The following is a 17,216-nucleotide window of genomic DNA, read 5'->3' on the forward strand; positions in this document are numbered from 1 at the left end:
ATAAAGGGCTCCCGGGTTAATCCAGGAGCCCTTGTTCGTTCTAGCTTCAATTACTCAATATTCTGCGCCTGCTCCCGCATCTGCTCGATCAGCAATTTCAAATCCATCGCGGCTCGCGTGACGTCCATGCTGCCGGCTTTGGATCCTAATGTATTGGCTTCGCGGTTCATTTCCTGGAACAGGAAGTCGAGCCGTTTGCCGGCGCTGCCGCTGGTGTGGCCGCGTTTGCCGTCGGCTTTGCCTTTCTTGGTGCTTGTGCCTTCCCCGCCGCCTAGCAGGTGACGGAGTTCTTCCAGATGCGAACGTAAGCGGGCGAGTTCTTCTGCGACATCGATGCGCAGGGCGAATAGATTGGCCTCGTGAGCCACGCGCTCGGAGAGTTCTGCGCCGGAAATATGCGTGAATCCGCCGGGAAAGGCGGTTTCCATGGATTCGCGCAGTTTGTTGGCCAGTTTTTCCCGATGGTCTTCCAGAAGCTGTGGCAGATGCGTTTCGACCGATTCCACGATACCGGCAACACCATCGGCGCATTCGAGCATGATGGCGGCCAGGCGTTGGCCTTCGCGTTCGCGGCCTTCCTGGAGCTGGGTCAACGCTTGTTTGGCGGCCTGGATGCAGGCTGCTCCCCAGACCTGAGGGTCCAGCGCATCATTGCCACGCTGGCCGGGCCAGTTGAAAAGCTCCGCCAGACGCGGGGCTTCGATCTGGGGCAGAATGCTGCGGGCGGCCTCGAGTTGCGTGGCCAGATGTTGGAGCCACGCGGGATCCAGCGTGGCCAGTTCAGCGCCCGCGCTGCGAGCAAATGAGGCTCGCACTTCGACTTTGCCGCGGCCCAGATTGGTGGTGAGCAATTCGCGCAGCGGGGTTTCCGCGTGCCGCAGTTCGTCGGGCAGACGGAAATACAGATCCAGATAACGGCTGTTGACGCTGCGCAGTTCCAGCGCCAAAGTGCCTTGCTCGAGATCGACGCGGGCGTTGCCGAAGGCGGTCATGCTGCGAATCATGGGGTGTCCTGATGAAATCTAGAAAACTGGCTGCCAGGAGCCGTATTCCGGCAGGATAACTCAAGCAGATCGACGGCGCTTTGTGAAAGATCCCTGGTGACGCTGACGGCGAGCACCGATGCGTTGTCGGCGAGCCAAGGGGGCCCTGAATATATGAGTCCGTTGCGTTTTCTCGAATGCGCGGGGCAAGCCCCGTACAATGCGGCGAATTGCTAATTTTGTTTGGAGCCCATTGTGTCCTCGTCTGCCACCGTTTCTCGTCCGTCCGGCCGCTCGGTTGATCAACTGCGACCGTTTAGTCTCGAGCGTGGCTTTACGCGCTATGCCGAGGGATCGGTGCTCGTGCGCGCTGGTAACACGCATGTGCTGTGCACAGCGAGTGTGCTGGATAAAGTGCCGCCGTTTTTGAAAGGCCGAGGCGAGGGCTGGGTCACCGCTGAGTACGGCATGTTGCCGCGTGCAACCCATACGCGCGGCGATCGCGAGGCCGCGCGCGGAAAACAAAGCGGCCGCACCCAGGAAATTCAGCGCCTGATCGGCCGTAGTTTGCGTGCTGTGTTCGATATGCAGGCCTTGGGCGAGCGTACGCTGCATCTGGATTGCGATGTGCTGCAGGCCGATGGCGGGACTCGTTGCGCGAGCATCACAGGCGCCTGGGTGGCCGCGGCAGACGCGGTGGCGTTGTTGATGCAGCGCGGCGATCTGGCGGTCAACCCGATACGTGATGCGGTGGCCGCGGTGTCGGTGGGCATGGTCGACGGCAGGCCCGTGCTTGATCTGGATTATCAGGAGGACTCGGCCTGCGACGCTGATGTGAACGTGGTGATGACAGGCGCCGGCGCTTTTGTGGAAGTGCAAGGCACCGGCGAGGGCGCGACGTTTACGCGTTCGGAGTTGGATGCCATGCTGGGACTGGCGGAACAGGGTATTGCACAATTGGTGCAAGCGCAGCGCGCCGCGCTGAAATCAGGGATCTAGCCTCGATCCTCTGCTAAAAAGTCACAAGAATGTTGCGAAGGGTCACGATGTAAAAGATAGCATTGCCTAGGCGGTCGCAAGTCAATTTCCACTGATATAACCCTCTTGTTTCTGCAATCAGGGGTATAGGGGATGAGCGGCTTGCGTATGCTGCTATGCGTCACGTCTTTGCTGTGTCTGGCGGCGTGTTCGAGCGGCCGTTATTATTCTCGCCCCGACCTGATGGTGCCAGTTTCGCCAGCGGACGCGACGGTATCTGCCAGCCTGGCCGACGGCACCTGTGCGGTGCCTGTGGCGCAGGCAGTCTCAGATAATGGCACCGCATCGAGTCCTCCCGTTGCCTCGACTAACCGCATGGTATCGACTGGCAGCGCTACGTCGAGTACCAGTACCGCCAATAGCAACAAGAACACCGTCTTCGTGCACCCGGGCATGTTGTGGTCCAGTGCGCGCTGGGATAAAGGCTTGGCCGTGGACGGCGGGCAATGGCTGGTGCGGCAAGGCTATGCCGCACGGATTTTCGAGCTGAACGATCGCGACCCTGAGCGTATGGCCCAGGTAATGGCCCGCGATCCTGGCACGCGTTTCATTGGTTTGCACTACAGCATGGGCGGCAGCGCGGATCTGATGGTGCGCAGCGTGGCCGCCACGGCGCGCGCCGCAAAGATGTCGGGCCGGCAGTTATCCTATTTTCCCATCGTGATCGATCCCGCTTCGTTTACCTCGGTGGGGGACAGACTGGATATGAATTCGCCTTATCTGGGGCAAATGTTTGTACTCGTGTCCGAAGAGGGCTCGGCATTGCGGACCAGCATTACGTCCGTGTCGCGAAAGGTGCTGGATCATGCCAAGACTCATCTCCTGTATGCCGAGGATTTTGGCCTGAATTGGAGCCATTTTGGCGTGCTGGAAGGTCTGACCGCGGAGCAGCCGACTCCGCTTCAGCGGCGAGTGCAAGATGTGTTTGGTGTGATCGCGCGAGGTATTGATGCCGGGACGGACGCGCCTCAAATCGAGGCACAGTTGGATGCATTGAAAATCGAGTATGCGCGCGCCGACAAGCGGCCTGTCTTACGCGCGTGGCTGCAGCACACGCAAGGAGCATGCCGCAATCAGCGCACAGCGCAGCAGCAGATTTGCGAGAACTCAGCGTCACAGAGCGAGTGCAACGTCGAAACCGCCAGCGCGAGGCGGTTTTGAATGTCTTCTGCGCTCTCGCGCCGTAAAGAAAAAACGGACAGGCCATGCCTGTCCGTCGACTGCAGAGCAGCGCGCCTCAGTATCGAATCAGCGCTTGGGCAATAGTGCTGTCACGCGAGCGGCATTTTCCAGATTCCACACGCTGTTGATCACATCGCGGACTTCTGCTTCGTTGGCCGCTTGCGCATATACGCCTAGCCGCAACGTTTTCTCTTCGATTTCGTCGCGGCTGAGCGTGTTGCCCGGATCGCCTTTCGGCTCGTCCACGCGCGCATGCAGGACGCGGCCATCAGTCGTACGCACGGTCACTTTGCCGATCCATCGTTCGGGGTAGGCAGCATCGACTTCGGGGTCGAGTTCCATGCGGACTTTAGTGCGCAACGCAGCCACATCGGCGTTGCCCGGTGCTGCGTCGAATTCGGCCAGGCCGGCGCGGCCTTCGCGTGCGATCAGGGCTAGCACGGTGCCCATCGAGAATTTGGATTGATGGACGGTCTTGGGGTCGACCACGGGCCCGAGTACGTCAATCGCACCTTGGTGCACATGCGTGATGACTTCAGCAATATCGGTATCGCGCAATTTGTATTCACGCATCGCCTGTTGCAGCGCATCGGCCGCGGGATGGGTGTGGCGGCACGAGGCATGATATTTGAACGACGTCTCGGACAAGGCCCAGCGTTCGCCCAGCCGATCGAGCAGGCGCGCGGGGTCTGCGTCCGTCGACATGCCTGCGGCCAGCCCTTGTGCACCTTCGAGAATGCGGCGAGCGCCGGTAAAGCCTTCTTTGGCGAGATATGCAGCAGTCATGCCATCGGCAGCGGCCTTGGCCGTATGCAACTGTTTGGAATCGGCGGCATCGCGCAGGAACTCCCACAGGCCGGCAGCCTGCGTGCCCGCAGAGCCCAATGCATGCAGCATTTGCTCGGCGTTCAAATTCAGCAGCTTGCCCACGGTGACGGCGGCGGCCAGGGTGCCGACGGTCCCGGTGGTATGAAAGATCTTGTAGTGCGAACGACCCAGGTATTCACCGATACGGATGCCCACCTCGTAGCCCGCTACGGCCGCGACCAGCAGCTCTTTGCCGGACAGCCCCAAAGCCTGCGCAACGGCCAGGGCAGGGGGGAACACCACAGCAGCGGGGTGGAATACGGACCCATTATGGACATCGTCTTGTTCGACCACATGGGCTGCGGCTGCGTTGACCATCGCGGCAAATAAGGGAGATGTCCGGCGACGGGAAATCAGGACCTCTGCACCGCCATCGGCCGGGCCCATGGCGACAGCATAGCGTTCGATGGCCTGGATAGGGCGCGTATCGGCGCCAGCCAGGATCGATGCCAGACAGTCCAGGAACAAGTCCTCGGCGCGGCGCAGTACGGGCGCCGGAATGTCTTCAAAACGCAGGTTGACGGCGAATTCGGCGAGGACGGCGCTTGGATGAGTAGTAGCGGTCATGGATGGTTTATAAAAGTATCGAGCTGATCAGAATGAGCGCGGCATACCCAGCACGTGCTCGGCCACATACGACAAAATCAGATTGGTCGAAATAGGCGCGACTTGATACAAACGGGTCTCGCGGAATTTGCGCTCGACGTCATATTCGTTGGCAAAACCAAAACCGCCGTGGAATTGCAGGCAGGCGTTGGCGGCTTCCCATGAGGCATCGGCGGCGAGCAGCTTGGCCATGTTGGCTTGTGCGCCGCAGGGCTGATGGGCATCGAACAGGCGGCAGGCTTCGTAGCGCATCAAGCTGGCCGCTTCGACGTTGATATGCGCACGCGCGATCGGAAATTGCACGCCCTGGTTCTGGCCGATCGGGCGGCCGAATACGATGCGCTCTTTGGCGTACGCAGAGACTTTGTCGACAAACCAATAGCCATCGCCAATACATTCTGCAGCGATCAACGTGCGCTCGGCATTGAGGCCATCCAGGATGTACTTGAAGCCTTTGCCTTCTTCGCCGATCAGGTTTTCGGCCGGGATTTCCAGATTGTCGAAAAACAGCTCATTGGTCTCGTGGTTGACCATGTTGGGGATGGGGCGCACCTGCATGCCGTGTTTCACCGCATGATGCAGATCCACCAGAAAAATCGACATGCCCTCCGATTTGCGGGTGACTTGTTCCAGCGGCGTGGTACGGGCCAGCAAGATCATCAGGTCCGAGTGCTGCACGCGTGAGATCCAGACTTTCTGGCCGTTGATGACATAGCGATCTCCGCGCCGCACCGCCGTGGTCTTGATTTTGGTGGTGTCGGTGCCCGTTGTAGGTTCGGTGACCCCCATGGACTGCAAACGCAGTTCGCCATTCGCGATACGGGGCAGATACTCGCGTTTTTGCGCGTCCGAACCATGGCGCAGCAGGGTGCCCATGTTGTACATCTGACCGTGGCAGGCGCCCGAATTGCCGCCGCTGCGGTTGATTTCTTCCATAATGACCGAGGCTTCGGTCAGGCCCAGACCCGATCCGCCGTATTCCTGAGGAATCAACGCAGCCAGCCACCCGGCCTCGGTGAGCGCGCGCACAAATTCCTCGGGATACCCGCGTTCTTCGTCGATTTTGCGGAAATATTCACCGGAAAATTGGGAACACAGGTCACGGACGGCTTCGCGGATGTCCTGGAAATCGTGATTCGTATTGGGCATGGTTCAGGTTCTATGTCTATGATGACGCCAATAAAGATAACGGCCTGCCGCGCCGCGCCTATGATTAGAGGCGGCCCGGCGGCCAAAACAACACCGGCACTTTGCCGCAACCCGGGTACCCTTGCCAATTTATGATTGCTTAATACCGGGTTTGCAATTGCCGAAGAACAGAGGAAACCATGGCAGGGCATTTTGATCTGACAGACCTACAACTGATCGTCCATATCGGCGACCGTCAAAGCCTGACGCGTGCTGCGGAGAAGACTCATCTATCGTTGCCGGCTGCCAGCACGCGCATCAAAAACCTGGAGGAGCACTTCGGAACGCAGTTGTTGTACCGGACCAGTCAGGGCGTCACGCTCACACCCTCCGGCGAGGCGTTGACCCGTCATGCGCGCACGGTGATGCGCCAGGTTGAGCAACTGCGCGGCGATATGCAGGAGTTTGCCCGTGGGGTAAAGGGCCACGTGCGCGTATTGGCCAACACCACGGCAATGACGGAATTCATGCCTGCCGTATTAGGTAAATTCCTTGCGGCCCATCCGGACGTCAACGTCGAACTGCGCGAGCGGCTCAGCTATTTGATCATGCGGGCGGTGGCCGAGGGGTCAGCGGACATGGGCATCGTCGCGGGCTGCACGGCAGATCCGAATCTGGAATTCATTCCCTATCGGAAAGACCGGCTCGTGCTGGTTGCCGCCAGCAATCACCCTCTGACGAAAGAGGCGGCGGTGGCTTTTGCCGATACATTGAGCAACGACTATGTCGGGCTGTCCGAATGGAGCGCAATTCACCCCTTTCTAGTGCAGGCAGCCGAAGCGCTGGGACGTACCTTCAAATTCCGTATCGAGGTCGGCAATTTCGAAGCCGTCTGCCGCATGATCGAAACGGGAGTGGGGATCGGCGTGATTCCCGAATCCGTCGCCATGCGTTTTGCCCGGGTATTGAAAATCGCCATCGTGCCGCTGACCGACGAATGGGCAGTGCGCAAGCTCCAGATCTGCGTGCGTAGTCGAGAGGCCTTGCCGGCGTTTGCGAGAGAGCTGGTGGATATGCTGGTGGCCGACGTTCCCGAGATCGAACGGGAAATCCGTCCCGAGGCCAAGTAAAACCAGCGCGGCATACAATGGGGGCTATGACCTCTACAACGATTCATCCCTCTCTGAGCCGAGTAGTGCTGGCTTCGAACAATGCTGGCAAATTGCGCGAATTTTCGGCCTTGTTTGCCCCCTTGGGTATCGAACTCGTCCCGCAAGGCGAGCTGGGCGTGCCCGAGGCGCCAGAGCCCTATGTAACGTTTGTCGAAAATGCCTTGGCCAAAGCGCGCCATGCCAGCGAGCTGACAGGCCTGCCTGCGCTGGCAGACGATTCCGGGCTGTGCGTTGCGGCCCTGGGTGGTGCGCCAGGCGTGTATTCTGCCCGTTACGCGCAGTTGACCAATCCTGACGCTCCCCGCAGCGATAGTGCCAACAACGCCTTGCTGGTCAATAATTTGGCCGGCGTGGCCGACCGTAGCGCCTGGTATGTGGCATTGCTCGTATTGGTGCGTACGCATGATGATCCTCGGCCTCTGATCGGCGAGGGGCTGTGGCACGGTGAAATTGTCGATACGCCGCGAGGTGATCATGGCTTTGGGTACGACCCGTATTTTTTGCTGCCTGATCTGGGCCGCACGGCGGCGGAACTCGATCCCGCCGAGAAGAACCGTGTCAGCCACCGTGCCCGGGCGTTGCAGCAGCTTTTGAGCAAGCTGGCGCCGCGCTAGTACGCTGTGTCCGCTGGCACGATGATGAGCGTGGTGTGTCTTGCGCGCGGGCGCGCTGTCTTGTGTGAGAGCTGCAATCACCGTTTTTCGTATTTTGAGTCTCTATCTTGGCCATCACCATTCCCATTCGCGCCGCTGGCGCAGGCAATCCGTCCCGTGTCGTGACGCCGCCGGGCGCCACGCTGACCAGCCTGCCGCCGCTCTCGGTTTACATCCACGTGCCCTGGTGCGTGCGCAAATGCCCGTACTGTGATTTCAATTCGCATGCGGCGCCCGCCGAGATCCCCGAACGGGCTTATCTGGATGCGTTGCGCGCCGATCTGGAGCAGGCGTTGCCCTCGATCTGGGGCCGACAAGTCATCTCGGTATTTTTTGGCGGCGGCACGCCCAGCCTGTTGTCGGCGGCGGCGATGGACGAAATTCTGGCCATGCTGCGTGCCTATCTCAATCTCTGGCCCGACGCGGAAATCACGATGGAGGCGAACCCAGGTACTGCCGAGGCCGAGCGTTTTCGCGACTATGCGGCCAGCGGCGTCAATCGCCTGTCGCTGGGGATCCAGAGTTTTGACGATGTCCAACTGAAAAAACTGGGCCGTATTCACGATGCGGACCAGGCCCGGGCGGCCATCGACATGGCGCAGCGGGCAGTGTCGCGGGTTAATCTCGACCTGATGTTTGCCTTGCCGGCGCAGGATCTGGCGGCCTGTATGCTCGATGTTGAACAGGCATTGTCCTTTGGGACAGAGCATCTATCGATGTATCACCTGACATTGGAACCGAACACGGTGTTCGCCAAATATCCGCCCGAGTTGCCGGATGACGACACCAGCGCTGCGATGCAGGACGCGGTCGAGGCGCGCTTGGCAGCGGCGGGGTTGCAGCGCTACGAGGTGTCGGCTTACGCCAAACCCGGCGCGCGCAGCCGTCATAACCTGAATTACTGGGAATTTGGCGATTATTTGGGGCTGGGGCCAGGCGCCCACGGAAAACTGTCATTTCATGACCGTATCGTGCGAGAGGCGCGCTTGCGCAATCCCGACACCTGGACGACGGGGGCCATGGCGCGCGACGGCAGCCATATCGCAGAGAGCCGTCAGGTGGGCCCCGATGAGTTGCCGTTCGAGTTCATGCTCAATGCGTTGCGCCTGAAAGAGGGCGTGTCCGCGGCCTCCTTTGAGGAACGTACCGGCCTGTCCTTGGCCGCGATGTCTCGCTCGCTGCAAACCGCCAGTGCCAAGGGACTGCTGGACACGGATCCCACGCGATTAAAGGCCACTGCACTGGGTTGGCGCTTTTTGAATGACTTACAGGAAATGTTCCTGTAAACAAAAAGCACCAACATGGTGCTTTTTTGCACCATGTTATGCACTAATATAGTGCATTAATGCCCCGCCATGGATGCTTTATGTGGCTATGCCCCGTAATGGAACCTGGCACACATATTGCTTTCTACTGATTATGCCAGCCGGAGCCAGGCTTAGACCCCCGGCGCTTTTATCTAATGGAGATGACATGGCAAGCCCGAAAGACATCCTGAAGCAAATCGCCGACAACGAAGTCAAATTCGTAGACTTCCGCTTTACCGACACGATGGGCCGTGAGCACCACGTGTCCGTGCCTACGAGCGTCGTAGACGAAGACAAGCTGGAAAGCGGCCAAGCCTTCGACGGTTCGTCGATTCCAGGGTGGAAGGGTATCGAAGCATCGGACATGTTGCTCATCCCCGATCTGAGCACCGCCAACCTGGATCCGTTCCGCGAAGAACCCACGCTGATCCTGAGCTGCGACGTGGTTGAGCCGTCCGACCTGAAAGGCTACGACCGCGACCCGCGCTCGCTGGCCAAGCGCGCCGAAGCCTATCTGAAATCCTCCGGCCTGGGCGACACCGCCTACTTCGGTCCGGAACCCGAATTCTTCGTGTTCGACGGCGTGACCTGGAACACCGACATGTCGGGCACCTTCGTCAAGATCAAATCCGAAGAAGCCCCCTGGTCCAGCGCCCTGGAATTCGAAGGCGGCAACCTGGGTCACCGTCCCGCTGTCAAGGGCGGCTATTTCCCCGTGCCCCCGGTCGATTCGTTCCAGGACATGCGTTCGGAAATGTGCCTGCTGCTCGAGCAAATGGGCGTGCCCGTCGAGGTCCACCACCACGAAGTCGCAGGCCCCGGCCAATTGGAAATCGGTACCAAGTTCAGCACGCTGGTGCAGCGCGCCGACTGGACCCAGATCATGAAGTACGTGATCCACAACGTGGCCCATGCCTATGGCAAGACCGCGACCTTCATGCCCAAGCCCATCGTCGGTGACAACGGCTCCGGCATGCACGTGCACCAATCGATCTGGAAAGACGGCCAAAACCTGTTCGCTGGCAACGGCTACGCCGGCCTGTCCGAGTTCGCCCTGTACTACATCGGCGGCATCATCAAGCACGCTCGTGCCCTGAACGCCATCACCAACCCGGGCACCAACTCGTACAAGCGTCTGGTTCCTCACTTCGAGGCCCCGGTCAAGCTGGCTTACTCGGCACGCAACCGTTCGGCCTCGATCCGTATCCCTTACGTGGGCAACCCCAAGGGCCGCCGCGTCGAAACGCGTTTCCCGGATCCGCTGGCCAACCCGTACCTGGCTTTCTCGGCACTGATGATGGCCGGTCTGGACGGTGTGCAGAACAAGATTCACCCCGGCGATCCCGCCGACAAGAACCTGTACGATCTGCCGCCGGAAGAGGATGCAAAGATCCCGACCGTCTGCGCGTCGCTCGACCAGGCTCTGGAAGCGCTCGACAAGGACCGCGAGTTCCTGACCCGTGGTGGCGTGTTCAGCAACGAGATGCTCGATGCCTACCTGGCTCTGAAAGAAGGTGAAGTCCAGCGTCTGCGTATGACCACGCACCCTGTCGAATTCGACATGTACTACAGCCTGTGATGTTTTTGGCTTAGTTGGGGCGGACGGGGCGGCCCGCCGGCCCGTCCACCCCGGTGCTGCAAATGATAAATGTTGATGCGTTTGATCTACTGGCCACGGCTGTCCTGCTGTTGAACGAAAAAGGACATGTCGAATGGGCCAATGCTGCAGCCGAAGACCTCTTCGGTCGGTCCCGCAGGCAACTGCACGGCCACTCTGCCGCGACGTTGTTTGGCCATCCAGAGGCCGTACAGTCGTCCATCGACCGTGCTGTATCCGGCCATTTTGCCGATGTGCGCCAATTGTCTTCGTTGCGCCGAGCGGGCGAGTGTGTCGAGGTCACCGTCACAACGGTGTCACTGAGCGGCCAAGCCTGGCCCGTCCTGATCGAGGCGCGCGAGATCGAACAGCGTGTGCTGGCCGATCGCAATCATCGCCTGGTCGAGGAAATCGAAGCGCATCGCGAGTTGTTGCGTAACCTGGCGCACGAGGTCAAGAACCCGTTGGGGGGCTTGCGTGGTGCAGCGCAATTGCTCGAGGCCGAGTTGCCCGATGCGGCGCTGGCCGAATACACCCAGGTCATTATTTCCGAAGCCGATCGCCTGCAAGTCCTGGTCGATCGGCTCAGCGGTCCGCAACGTGTTCCCTTGAATGCGCGGCCCGTCAATATTCACGAGATCTGCGAGCGCGTCTGCGCGTTGATCCAGGCCGAGTTCCGCGAGAAGATCACGCTGGTGCGTGACTATGACGCGTCGGTGCCTGATTTGCAGGGCGATGCCGCTCGTCTGATGCAGGCAGTCTTGAATGTCGCACGTAACGCGGCCCAGGAGCTGTCTCTGCAAAAACCCGAGGCAGATGTGCCTTCGCCGCAGATTACATTGCGCACGCGTGTCGCTCGGCAGGTCATGCTGGCCCATCGCCAACATCGTTTGGCGCTCGAACTGGCGATCATCGACAATGGGCCGGGTGTGCCCGAGGCGATCCGCGATCGTATTTTTCATCCCCTGGTCACCGCACGGCCAGGCGGGACAGGGTTGGGCCTGAGCCTGGCCCAGGATTTCGTGCAGCAGCACGGAGGCATTATCGAATTTGAATCCCGCCCCAGGCATACAGAATTCCGTCTGGTCTTACCGATGGAGCAGCCACAGTGAGCAAACCTGTTTGGATCGTTGATGATGACCAGGCCATTCGGTGGGTCCTGGAAAAAGCGCTCGCTCGCGCTGACGTGCCAACGCGCAGTTTTTCCCAGGCCGCCGATGTGCTGGATGCGCTGGAAAGCGAAACGCCGTCCGCCCTGGTCTCGGACATCCGCATGCCTGGCGGCAGCGGGCTGGACTTATTGCGTCAAATCAAAGAACGCCATCCGCGTCTGCCCGTCATCGTCATGACCGCCTTCGCTGATCTGGATAGCACCGTGTCGGCATTTCAAGGCGGCGCGTTCGATTATCTGGCCAAGCCGTTCGACGTAAACGAGGCGGTTGCCTTGATCGAGCGCGCAGTGCTCGAATCTGCACCTGAGGAAAAAACCGTTGTTGGCGAGGGGGCAGACCCGTTGCAAAACAACGAGCGCTGGATGATGACGCAATCGGCCTCCAGCGCCATGCAAGAAGTCTTTCGTGCCATTGGCCGTTTGTCTCAATCCAAAGTCACCGTATTGATCACCGGTGAGTCTGGTACCGGAAAGGAGTTGGTCGCACGGGCTTTGCATGGCCATGGTGCGCGAGCAGGCGGCCCGTTCGTGGCATTGAACGCCGCGGCGATTCCTCGCGATCTGCTCGAGGCCGAGCTCTTCGGCCACGAGCGTGGGGCCTTTACCGGCGCGAATACCTTGCGTCGCGGCCGTTTCGAAGAAGCCAACGGTGGCACGCTGTTTTTAGACGAGATCGGCGATATGCCGATCGAGCTGCAGACCCGTTTATTGCGTGTCCTGGCCGAAGGCAGTTTTTATCGGGTGGGCGGCGCTCAACCGGTACGTGTCGATGTACGCATCGTCGCGGCCACACACCAACCGCTCGAGCAGCGCGTCGAACAAGGCCAGTTTCGCGAGGACTTGTTTCACCGTTTGAATGTCATTCGCCTGCGCTTGCCGCCGTTGCGTGAGCGTGTCGAGGACATTCCGGCCTTGGCGAATCATTTTCTGGCTGCCAGTGCGCGCTCGTTGGGGGTTCCGGTCAAACGCTTGACCCCGGACGCGATAGCCGTCCTGACCCGGTTTGATTTCCCGGGCAATGTCCGGCAATTGGAAAATTTTTGCCATTGGCTGACGGTCATGGCGCCGGGCCAGATTATCGAGCGAACCGATTTGCCGCCTGAAATCCGGGCCATCGAGTTGGAGCATCAGGCGCCGCACCATGGGGGTGCGGCGGCGCCCACCGTGATCAACGGCGGTGCGGCTGCTCCGATGGCAGCGGGGGTGGCGGGCCGAGGCGGTTTTCCAACCACTGCTCCAGCACCAGCCTATGCAGCATCGGCACCAGTGATGCCGGCGGTGCCCGGTGTCCCGGATTGGCAAGGGGCCTTGTTGCGTGAAACTCAACAACGCCTGGAACGCGGCGAGCCGGCGGTCATGGCCACGTTGACTCGGCAATTTGAACGCATTTTGCTGCAAACGGCACTCGACGCCAGTCGAGGCCGGCGGGTCGAGGCGGCGTCGCGGCTGGGAATCGGCCGCAACACGATTACCCGTAAACTGCGGGAACTTGGCATTGAAGATTAATGCCGCACTCGCCCGTGTTTACAGGGCAGGGGCGAGTGTCTTGGGACTGTATAGATAATGTGGTGCAATAAGGGCTTCGGACTTGTGGGAGTTCGCAGTGCCTAAAGTTGTTCGTCGCAAACATCCTGAACCAGTCTCGGCCTCCACACAGGCCGCAGCCGCGCAAACTGACGCTAAAGCAAGCAAGGTTAAGTTGACCAAGACCAAAGCTGCCAAGGTTAAAGAGGCGAAGGCCAAAGGGCTCAAGCTTAAAGACGTCAAGGCCAAAGACGCCAAAGCAAAGGACCGCGGTATCAAGGTCAAGAGCGGCAAAGCAAAAGGCGCCGACGTCACGCCCAAGCGCGCCAAAGCAAAAGACTCCGGCGCCAAAAAAACCAAGCAAACCAGAGTCAAGCGGACCAAACCAAACTCTGCCGCCGAGCCATCGACGCAGGTCTGGTCGGCCGATACGATTCCCGATCTGCCTCACATGGAGGCGGAAGGCATCGCGCTGCTCGGCGAACACCTGACGGGGATCAGAGTCTTTCTGGAATATGGTTCGGGCGGCAGCTCGTTGATGGTCGCTCAGGCAGGCGTCAAGAGCATTTATTCCGTCGATACCGACAAGCAGTTTTTGAAAGCCGTCAGGCAGCGATTGCTGGATGAAGGCATTCCGCGCCGTCGCTACATCCCCATCTATGCGGACATCGGCGCCACCAAGGAATGGGGCAGGCCGGTGGACGAATCCCACGCCAGAGACTGGCCCTGTTATTGCACCGCGCCCTGGACAAAATTGCTCAAAACCGGCGAGCGGCCCGACCTGGTATTGATCGATGGGCGTTTCCGCGTCGCGTCTTTCCTGATCACGATGTTGATGGCGCCGCCGGGCTGCGTCATTTTGTTCGACGATTATGTGGACCGGCCTGAATATCATGTGGTCGAACGCTACCTGCAGCCCGCCCGCCTCGCGGGCAGAATGGCGGAATTCGTCGTGGAACCCGTTGCAGAGCCTTATGCGGCGTTGATCGATTTGTTGAAGTACAGCACGGAGTCTCGTTAAGTCGAGCCCCCTGGGCAGGGCGCTATCCCGCCCGCCCACGGGCGAGGCGGTGGCGCCTCGAAACATATGTGATGATGTGCGATTGCCCCGTTGACAGCAAAGTGGCATCGAGGGGCAGGGCTTTTGACAGGGAGTCACACCCCTAGCAGGCTTTCGCATAATCGGGGCGAGCGCAGCTTTTGCAGCCACCATTTCAACGCCTGTCCCGGCATCGGCTCGCGCCAGGCGTAAACCAGTTGTTCGGTAATCGGCACCACGTCATCCGTGGCGCATTGCACCAATTGGCCTCGGATGATGTAGGGCGCGGCCAGCGACAGGGGCAGGTAGCCGCATCCCAGGCCGCGCACCTGCGCATCGATCTTGGCTTGCATGGTCGGCATCATGACGAAGGGCTGCTGATTCAGCAGGCCGCGCGTGCGTGGCGGCAGATCGCGCGACGTATCGGCCAGCGCAATCGCGCAGTGGGCCGCGATATCGGCCGCTGTCAGTGGGCGATTGAGCTGCGCCAGCGGATGATGCGGCGCGACGCAAAAACCAAACTGCAGTTCGCCTAAGGGCTGTGACCAATAGGCCCCAGAGGGCACTCCCGCCGCATCCGCGCCAATGACCAGATCTACACGCCCTGACGCCAAAGCGTCCCAATTCCCGCTGAGCACCTCAGTAGACAGCCGCAACGTCGTGACCGAGGCCAACTCGCGAAACTCGGCAATCAAGTCATACAGCGGCGCCAAGGGCAATACGGCACTGACTGCCACCTTCAAATCCAGCTCCCATCCCGTCGCCACCCGTTTGACCCGTCCCGCCAGCGCATCCAGCGATTGCAACACCTGCCGGCCATCCTGTAGCAGTGTTTCCCCCGCCGGCGTGAGGTGAGCGCGGTGGCCGCTGCGATCAAACAACAGCACATCCAGCGCGTCCTCGAGTTTGCGTACGGCATAGGTCACGGCTGAGGGCACTTTGCCCAGCTCGCGCGCCGCCTTGGCAAAACTGCCATGACGCGCAATGGCGTCGATCATATAAAGCAGTTCAGGGGTGATGGCTTGCATGGCGAAAAGTCATTCAAATAAATTGAATGATCTCATCAAACCAATTCAGTCTCAAGCCTATCTGATCCGCGCACAATACGTTTCATGGAGGGTGATCAGACAACAACGTCTCGCCCTGAATCATTCTGATTATCGAAAGGAGCTCACTATGTTGACCCTGCGCCGTAGCAATGAACGTGGCCACGCCAATCACGGTTGGCTCGACAGCTATCACACCTTTTCTTTTGCGAACTACTACGACCCGGCTCACATGGGTTTCAGTTCGCTGCGCGTCATCAATGACGACCGTATCGCCCCAAGCCGTGGTTTTGGCACCCATGGCCACCGCGACATGGAGATCATCACCTACGTGCTCGACGGCGCCGTGGCGCACAAGGACAGCATGGGCAGCGGCTCGACCATCCGCCCGGGCAACGTGCAGCGTATGAGTGCCGGCCGCGGCGTGTTGCACTCGGAATTCAACCCGCTGGAGGACCAGGCCACGCATTTGCTGCAAATCTGGATCGAGCCCAACGTCACGGGTATCGAGCCCGAGTACGAAGAGCAGGCGGTGCCTGAAGCCGAAAAGCGTGGTCGCCTGCGCCAGGTCATCTCGCCCGATGGCGCCGATGGCTCCATGCGCATTCACCAGGACGCACGCTTGTATGTCGGCTTGTTCGATGGTGCGGAAACTGCTGAACTGCCTTTGGCCACCGGCCGTCGTGCCTGGGTGCATGTGGCGCGTGGCGAAGTGACCGTCAATGGCCAAGCCCTGAAGGCCGGCGACGCGTTGGCCCTGACCGACGAGAGCGCCGTACGCATCAGTGATGGCAAACAGGCCGATGTGCTGGTGTTCGATCTGGCCTGAGGCCGCTGCAGGACCGGGTCAAGCTGGACCCGTCGGTACGTCCCCGCATGGTTATCCGCGATAGCCATGCGGGCTGTAATCCCCCAAAATGCTTTAACCACGCCCGCGCGGCGCGACACCCCAGGAGAACCGCATGTCCCTAGTTGAAACGCTCATCGTCCCACGCACCAGCGATCTGGGTGACGGCGTTACCGTCCGCCGCGCCTTGCCGTCGGCGCAACGCCGCACTGTCGGCCCGTTCGTCTTCCTGGATGAGATGGGTCCGGTGTCGTTCGAACCGGGCGCGGGAATGGACGTACGTCCTCATCCGCACATTGGTTTATCTACCGTGACCTTTCTCTACGAGGGGGCCATGATGCACCGCGACGGCGCGGGTAATGTCCAGGAGATCCGTCCTGGCGAAGTCAACTGGATGACGGCCGGCCGTGGGATCGTCCACTCCGAACGCAGTCCCGATGCACAACGCAGCGCCGGCCAGCGTATTGCGGGTTTGCAGCTTTGGGTAGGCTTGCCCAGCCAACATGAGGAAACCGATCCCGGTTTCGTGCATTACGGCCTCGACGCGCAACCTGTGGTCGAAGGCGAGGGCGTGCGTGCCCAGGTCGTCGCGGGTTCCCTATTCGGCAAAACCTCTTCCGTACGTACGCTATCGCCCTTGTTTTTTGGCGACATCGTGATGAAGGCCGGCTCCACCGTGGTGATTCCCGCCGAATACGAAGAACGCGCCGCCTATCTCAGCCGCGGCACCGTCGAGGTTGACGGGCAGGTTTACCAACCCGGACAGCTCATCGTGTTCGTCGCCAGCCAACCCGTCACGGTGCGGGCCGTGGATGAGGTCCGCTTTGCCATCCTGGGTGGCGAGCCGCTGGATGGTCCGCGCTTTGTCTGGTGGAATTTCGTCTCCAGCCGCAAAGACCGCATCGAGCAGGCCAAAGCAGACTGGCAGCGTGATCGTTTCAGCCAGATCGTGCCGGGGGACGAAACGGAATATATTCCGCTGCCCGCGCCAAAGGCGTGATGATGATGACCTGTTGATCCCGAGACGGTGACGGTAACTATGGCGGGGGCTGCTCG

The 17,216-nt window shown here is 60.2% G+C and carries 15 protein-coding genes; 11 read left to right on the forward strand and 4 right to left on the reverse strand.

What is annotated here, in order from left to right; genetic code table 11:
- Positions 1 to 50: 50 nt before the first annotated feature.
- Complete coding sequence (locus ACNA0I_RS04670; protein ID WP_415804896.1) at positions 51 to 1,004, reverse strand: YicC family protein; 954 nt, start codon at positions 1,002 to 1,004, stop codon at positions 51 to 53.
- A gap of 234 nt (positions 1,005 to 1,238) precedes the next feature.
- On the opposite strand from ACNA0I_RS04670, the gene rph reads away from it, so the two are divergent.
- Positions 1,239 to 1,982, forward strand: a complete 744-nt coding sequence (gene rph / locus ACNA0I_RS04675; protein WP_415804897.1) for a ribonuclease PH — start codon at positions 1,239 to 1,241, stop codon at positions 1,980 to 1,982.
- Positions 1,983 to 2,114: 132 nt separating this feature from the next.
- Positions 2,115 to 3,182 carry a hypothetical protein gene (locus tag ACNA0I_RS04680; protein WP_415804898.1) on the forward strand — a complete coding sequence of 356 codons (1,068 nt, stop codon included), beginning with the start codon at positions 2,115 to 2,117 and terminating at the stop codon, positions 3,180 to 3,182.
- An 87-nt stretch (positions 3,183 to 3,269) separates the two neighbouring features.
- Here the strand turns inward: ACNA0I_RS04680 and ACNA0I_RS04685 are convergent, their stop codons facing one another.
- Together ACNA0I_RS04685 and ACNA0I_RS04690 are read right to left on the reverse strand one after the other, a co-directional pair.
- A complete protein-coding gene (locus tag ACNA0I_RS04685; protein WP_415804899.1) occupies positions 3,270 to 4,637 on the reverse strand; it encodes an MmgE/PrpD family protein in 1,368 nt (455 codons plus the stop codon).
- Between the two features lie 27 nt (positions 4,638 to 4,664).
- Positions 4,665 to 5,825 carry an acyl-CoA dehydrogenase family protein gene (locus tag ACNA0I_RS04690; protein WP_415804900.1) on the reverse strand — a complete coding sequence of 387 codons (1,161 nt, stop codon included), beginning with the start codon at positions 5,823 to 5,825 and terminating at the stop codon, positions 4,665 to 4,667.
- A gap of 179 nt (positions 5,826 to 6,004) precedes the next feature.
- Here ACNA0I_RS04690 and ACNA0I_RS04695 point away from each other — a divergent pair, with 179 nt between their 5' ends.
- The 7 genes from ACNA0I_RS04695 (at position 6,005) to ACNA0I_RS04725 (ending at position 14,249) form a co-directional block, all read left to right on the forward strand.
- The gene (locus tag ACNA0I_RS04695) at positions 6,005 to 6,934 is read left to right on the forward strand and encodes a LysR family transcriptional regulator (protein WP_415804901.1); all 930 of its coding nucleotides are present in this window, start codon (positions 6,005 to 6,007) and stop codon (positions 6,932 to 6,934) included.
- Positions 6,935 to 6,960: 26 nt separating this feature from the next.
- Complete coding sequence (gene rdgB, locus ACNA0I_RS04700) at positions 6,961 to 7,590, forward strand: RdgB/HAM1 family non-canonical purine NTP pyrophosphatase (RefSeq protein WP_415804902.1); 630 nt, start codon at positions 6,961 to 6,963, stop codon at positions 7,588 to 7,590.
- Positions 7,591 to 7,697: 107 nt separating this feature from the next.
- On the forward strand, positions 7,698 to 8,915 hold the full coding sequence (gene hemW, locus ACNA0I_RS04705; RefSeq protein ID WP_415804903.1) for a radical SAM family heme chaperone HemW: 1,218 nt from the start codon (positions 7,698 to 7,700) through the stop codon (positions 8,913 to 8,915).
- A 187-nt stretch (positions 8,916 to 9,102) separates the two neighbouring features.
- Complete coding sequence (glnA, locus tag ACNA0I_RS04710; RefSeq protein ID WP_415804904.1) at positions 9,103 to 10,515, forward strand: type I glutamate--ammonia ligase; 1,413 nt, start codon at positions 9,103 to 9,105, stop codon at positions 10,513 to 10,515.
- A gap of 62 nt (positions 10,516 to 10,577) precedes the next feature.
- Positions 10,578 to 11,645 (forward strand): nitrogen regulation protein NR(II), encoded by a 1,068-nt coding sequence (glnL, locus tag ACNA0I_RS04715; protein ID WP_415804905.1) that lies wholly within the window; start codon positions 10,578 to 10,580, stop codon positions 11,643 to 11,645.
- The gene (ntrC, locus tag ACNA0I_RS04720; RefSeq protein ID WP_415804906.1) at positions 11,642 to 13,210 is read left to right on the forward strand and encodes a nitrogen regulation protein NR(I); all 1,569 of its coding nucleotides are present in this window, start codon (positions 11,642 to 11,644) and stop codon (positions 13,208 to 13,210) included. Before glnL ends, ntrC begins: the two co-directional genes overlap by 4 nt.
- Positions 13,211 to 13,403: 193 nt before the next feature.
- Positions 13,404 to 14,249 (forward strand): class I SAM-dependent methyltransferase, encoded by an 846-nt coding sequence (locus ACNA0I_RS04725; protein ID WP_415804908.1) that lies wholly within the window; start codon positions 13,404 to 13,406, stop codon positions 14,247 to 14,249.
- A 134-nt stretch (positions 14,250 to 14,383) separates the two neighbouring features.
- On the opposite strand, the gene ACNA0I_RS04730 is transcribed toward ACNA0I_RS04725, so the two are convergent.
- Complete coding sequence (locus ACNA0I_RS04730; protein ID WP_415804909.1) at positions 14,384 to 15,295, reverse strand: LysR family transcriptional regulator; 912 nt, start codon at positions 15,293 to 15,295, stop codon at positions 14,384 to 14,386.
- A 148-nt stretch (positions 15,296 to 15,443) separates the two neighbouring features.
- Here ACNA0I_RS04730 and ACNA0I_RS04735 point away from each other — a divergent pair, with 148 nt between their 5' ends.
- Entirely contained in the window at positions 15,444 to 16,142 is a 699-nt protein-coding gene (locus ACNA0I_RS04735; RefSeq protein ID WP_415804910.1) for a pirin family protein, read from the forward strand.
- A 133-nt stretch (positions 16,143 to 16,275) separates the two neighbouring features.
- Positions 16,276 to 17,160: a pirin family protein gene (locus ACNA0I_RS04740; protein ID WP_415804911.1), complete on the forward strand. Its 885-nt coding sequence runs from the start codon at positions 16,276 to 16,278 to the stop codon at positions 17,158 to 17,160.
- The last annotated feature ends 56 nt before the right edge of the window (positions 17,161 to 17,216 follow it).

The sequence above is a fragment of the Bordetella muralis genome, assembly GCF_965139205.1.
GTDB lineage: Bacteria > Pseudomonadota > Gammaproteobacteria > Burkholderiales > Burkholderiaceae_B > Bordetella_A > Bordetella_A muralis.

Excerpts from the sequence above, each read along its gene's own strand:
- glnA (WP_415804904.1), top strand. The coding sequence starts at position 9,103 with ATGGCAAGCCCGAAAGACATCCTGAAGCAAATCGCCGACAACGAAGTC.
- ACNA0I_RS04740 (WP_415804911.1), top strand. The coding sequence starts at position 16,276 with ATGTCCCTAGTTGAAACGCTCATCGTCCCACGCACCAGCGATCTGGGT.
- ACNA0I_RS04680 (WP_415804898.1), top strand. The coding sequence starts at position 2,115 with ATGAGCGGCTTGCGTATGCTGCTATGCGTCACGTCTTTGCTGTGTCTG.
- rdgB (WP_415804902.1), top strand. The coding sequence starts at position 6,961 with ATGACCTCTACAACGATTCATCCCTCTCTGAGCCGAGTAGTGCTGGCT.
- ACNA0I_RS04735 (WP_415804910.1), top strand. The coding sequence starts at position 15,444 with ATGTTGACCCTGCGCCGTAGCAATGAACGTGGCCACGCCAATCACGGT.
- ACNA0I_RS04690 (WP_415804900.1), bottom strand. The coding sequence starts at position 5,825 with ATGCCCAATACGAATCACGATTTCCAGGACATCCGCGAAGCCGTCCGT.
- ACNA0I_RS04730 (WP_415804909.1), bottom strand. The coding sequence starts at position 15,295 with ATGCAAGCCATCACCCCTGAACTGCTTTATATGATCGACGCCATTGCG.
- ACNA0I_RS04670 (WP_415804896.1), bottom strand. The coding sequence starts at position 1,004 with ATGATTCGCAGCATGACCGCCTTCGGCAACGCCCGCGTCGATCTCGAG.
- ACNA0I_RS04695 (WP_415804901.1), top strand. The coding sequence starts at position 6,005 with ATGGCAGGGCATTTTGATCTGACAGACCTACAACTGATCGTCCATATC.
- ACNA0I_RS04685 (WP_415804899.1), bottom strand. The coding sequence starts at position 4,637 with ATGACCGCTACTACTCATCCAAGCGCCGTCCTCGCCGAATTCGCCGTC.
- glnL (WP_415804905.1), top strand. The coding sequence starts at position 10,578 with ATGATAAATGTTGATGCGTTTGATCTACTGGCCACGGCTGTCCTGCTG.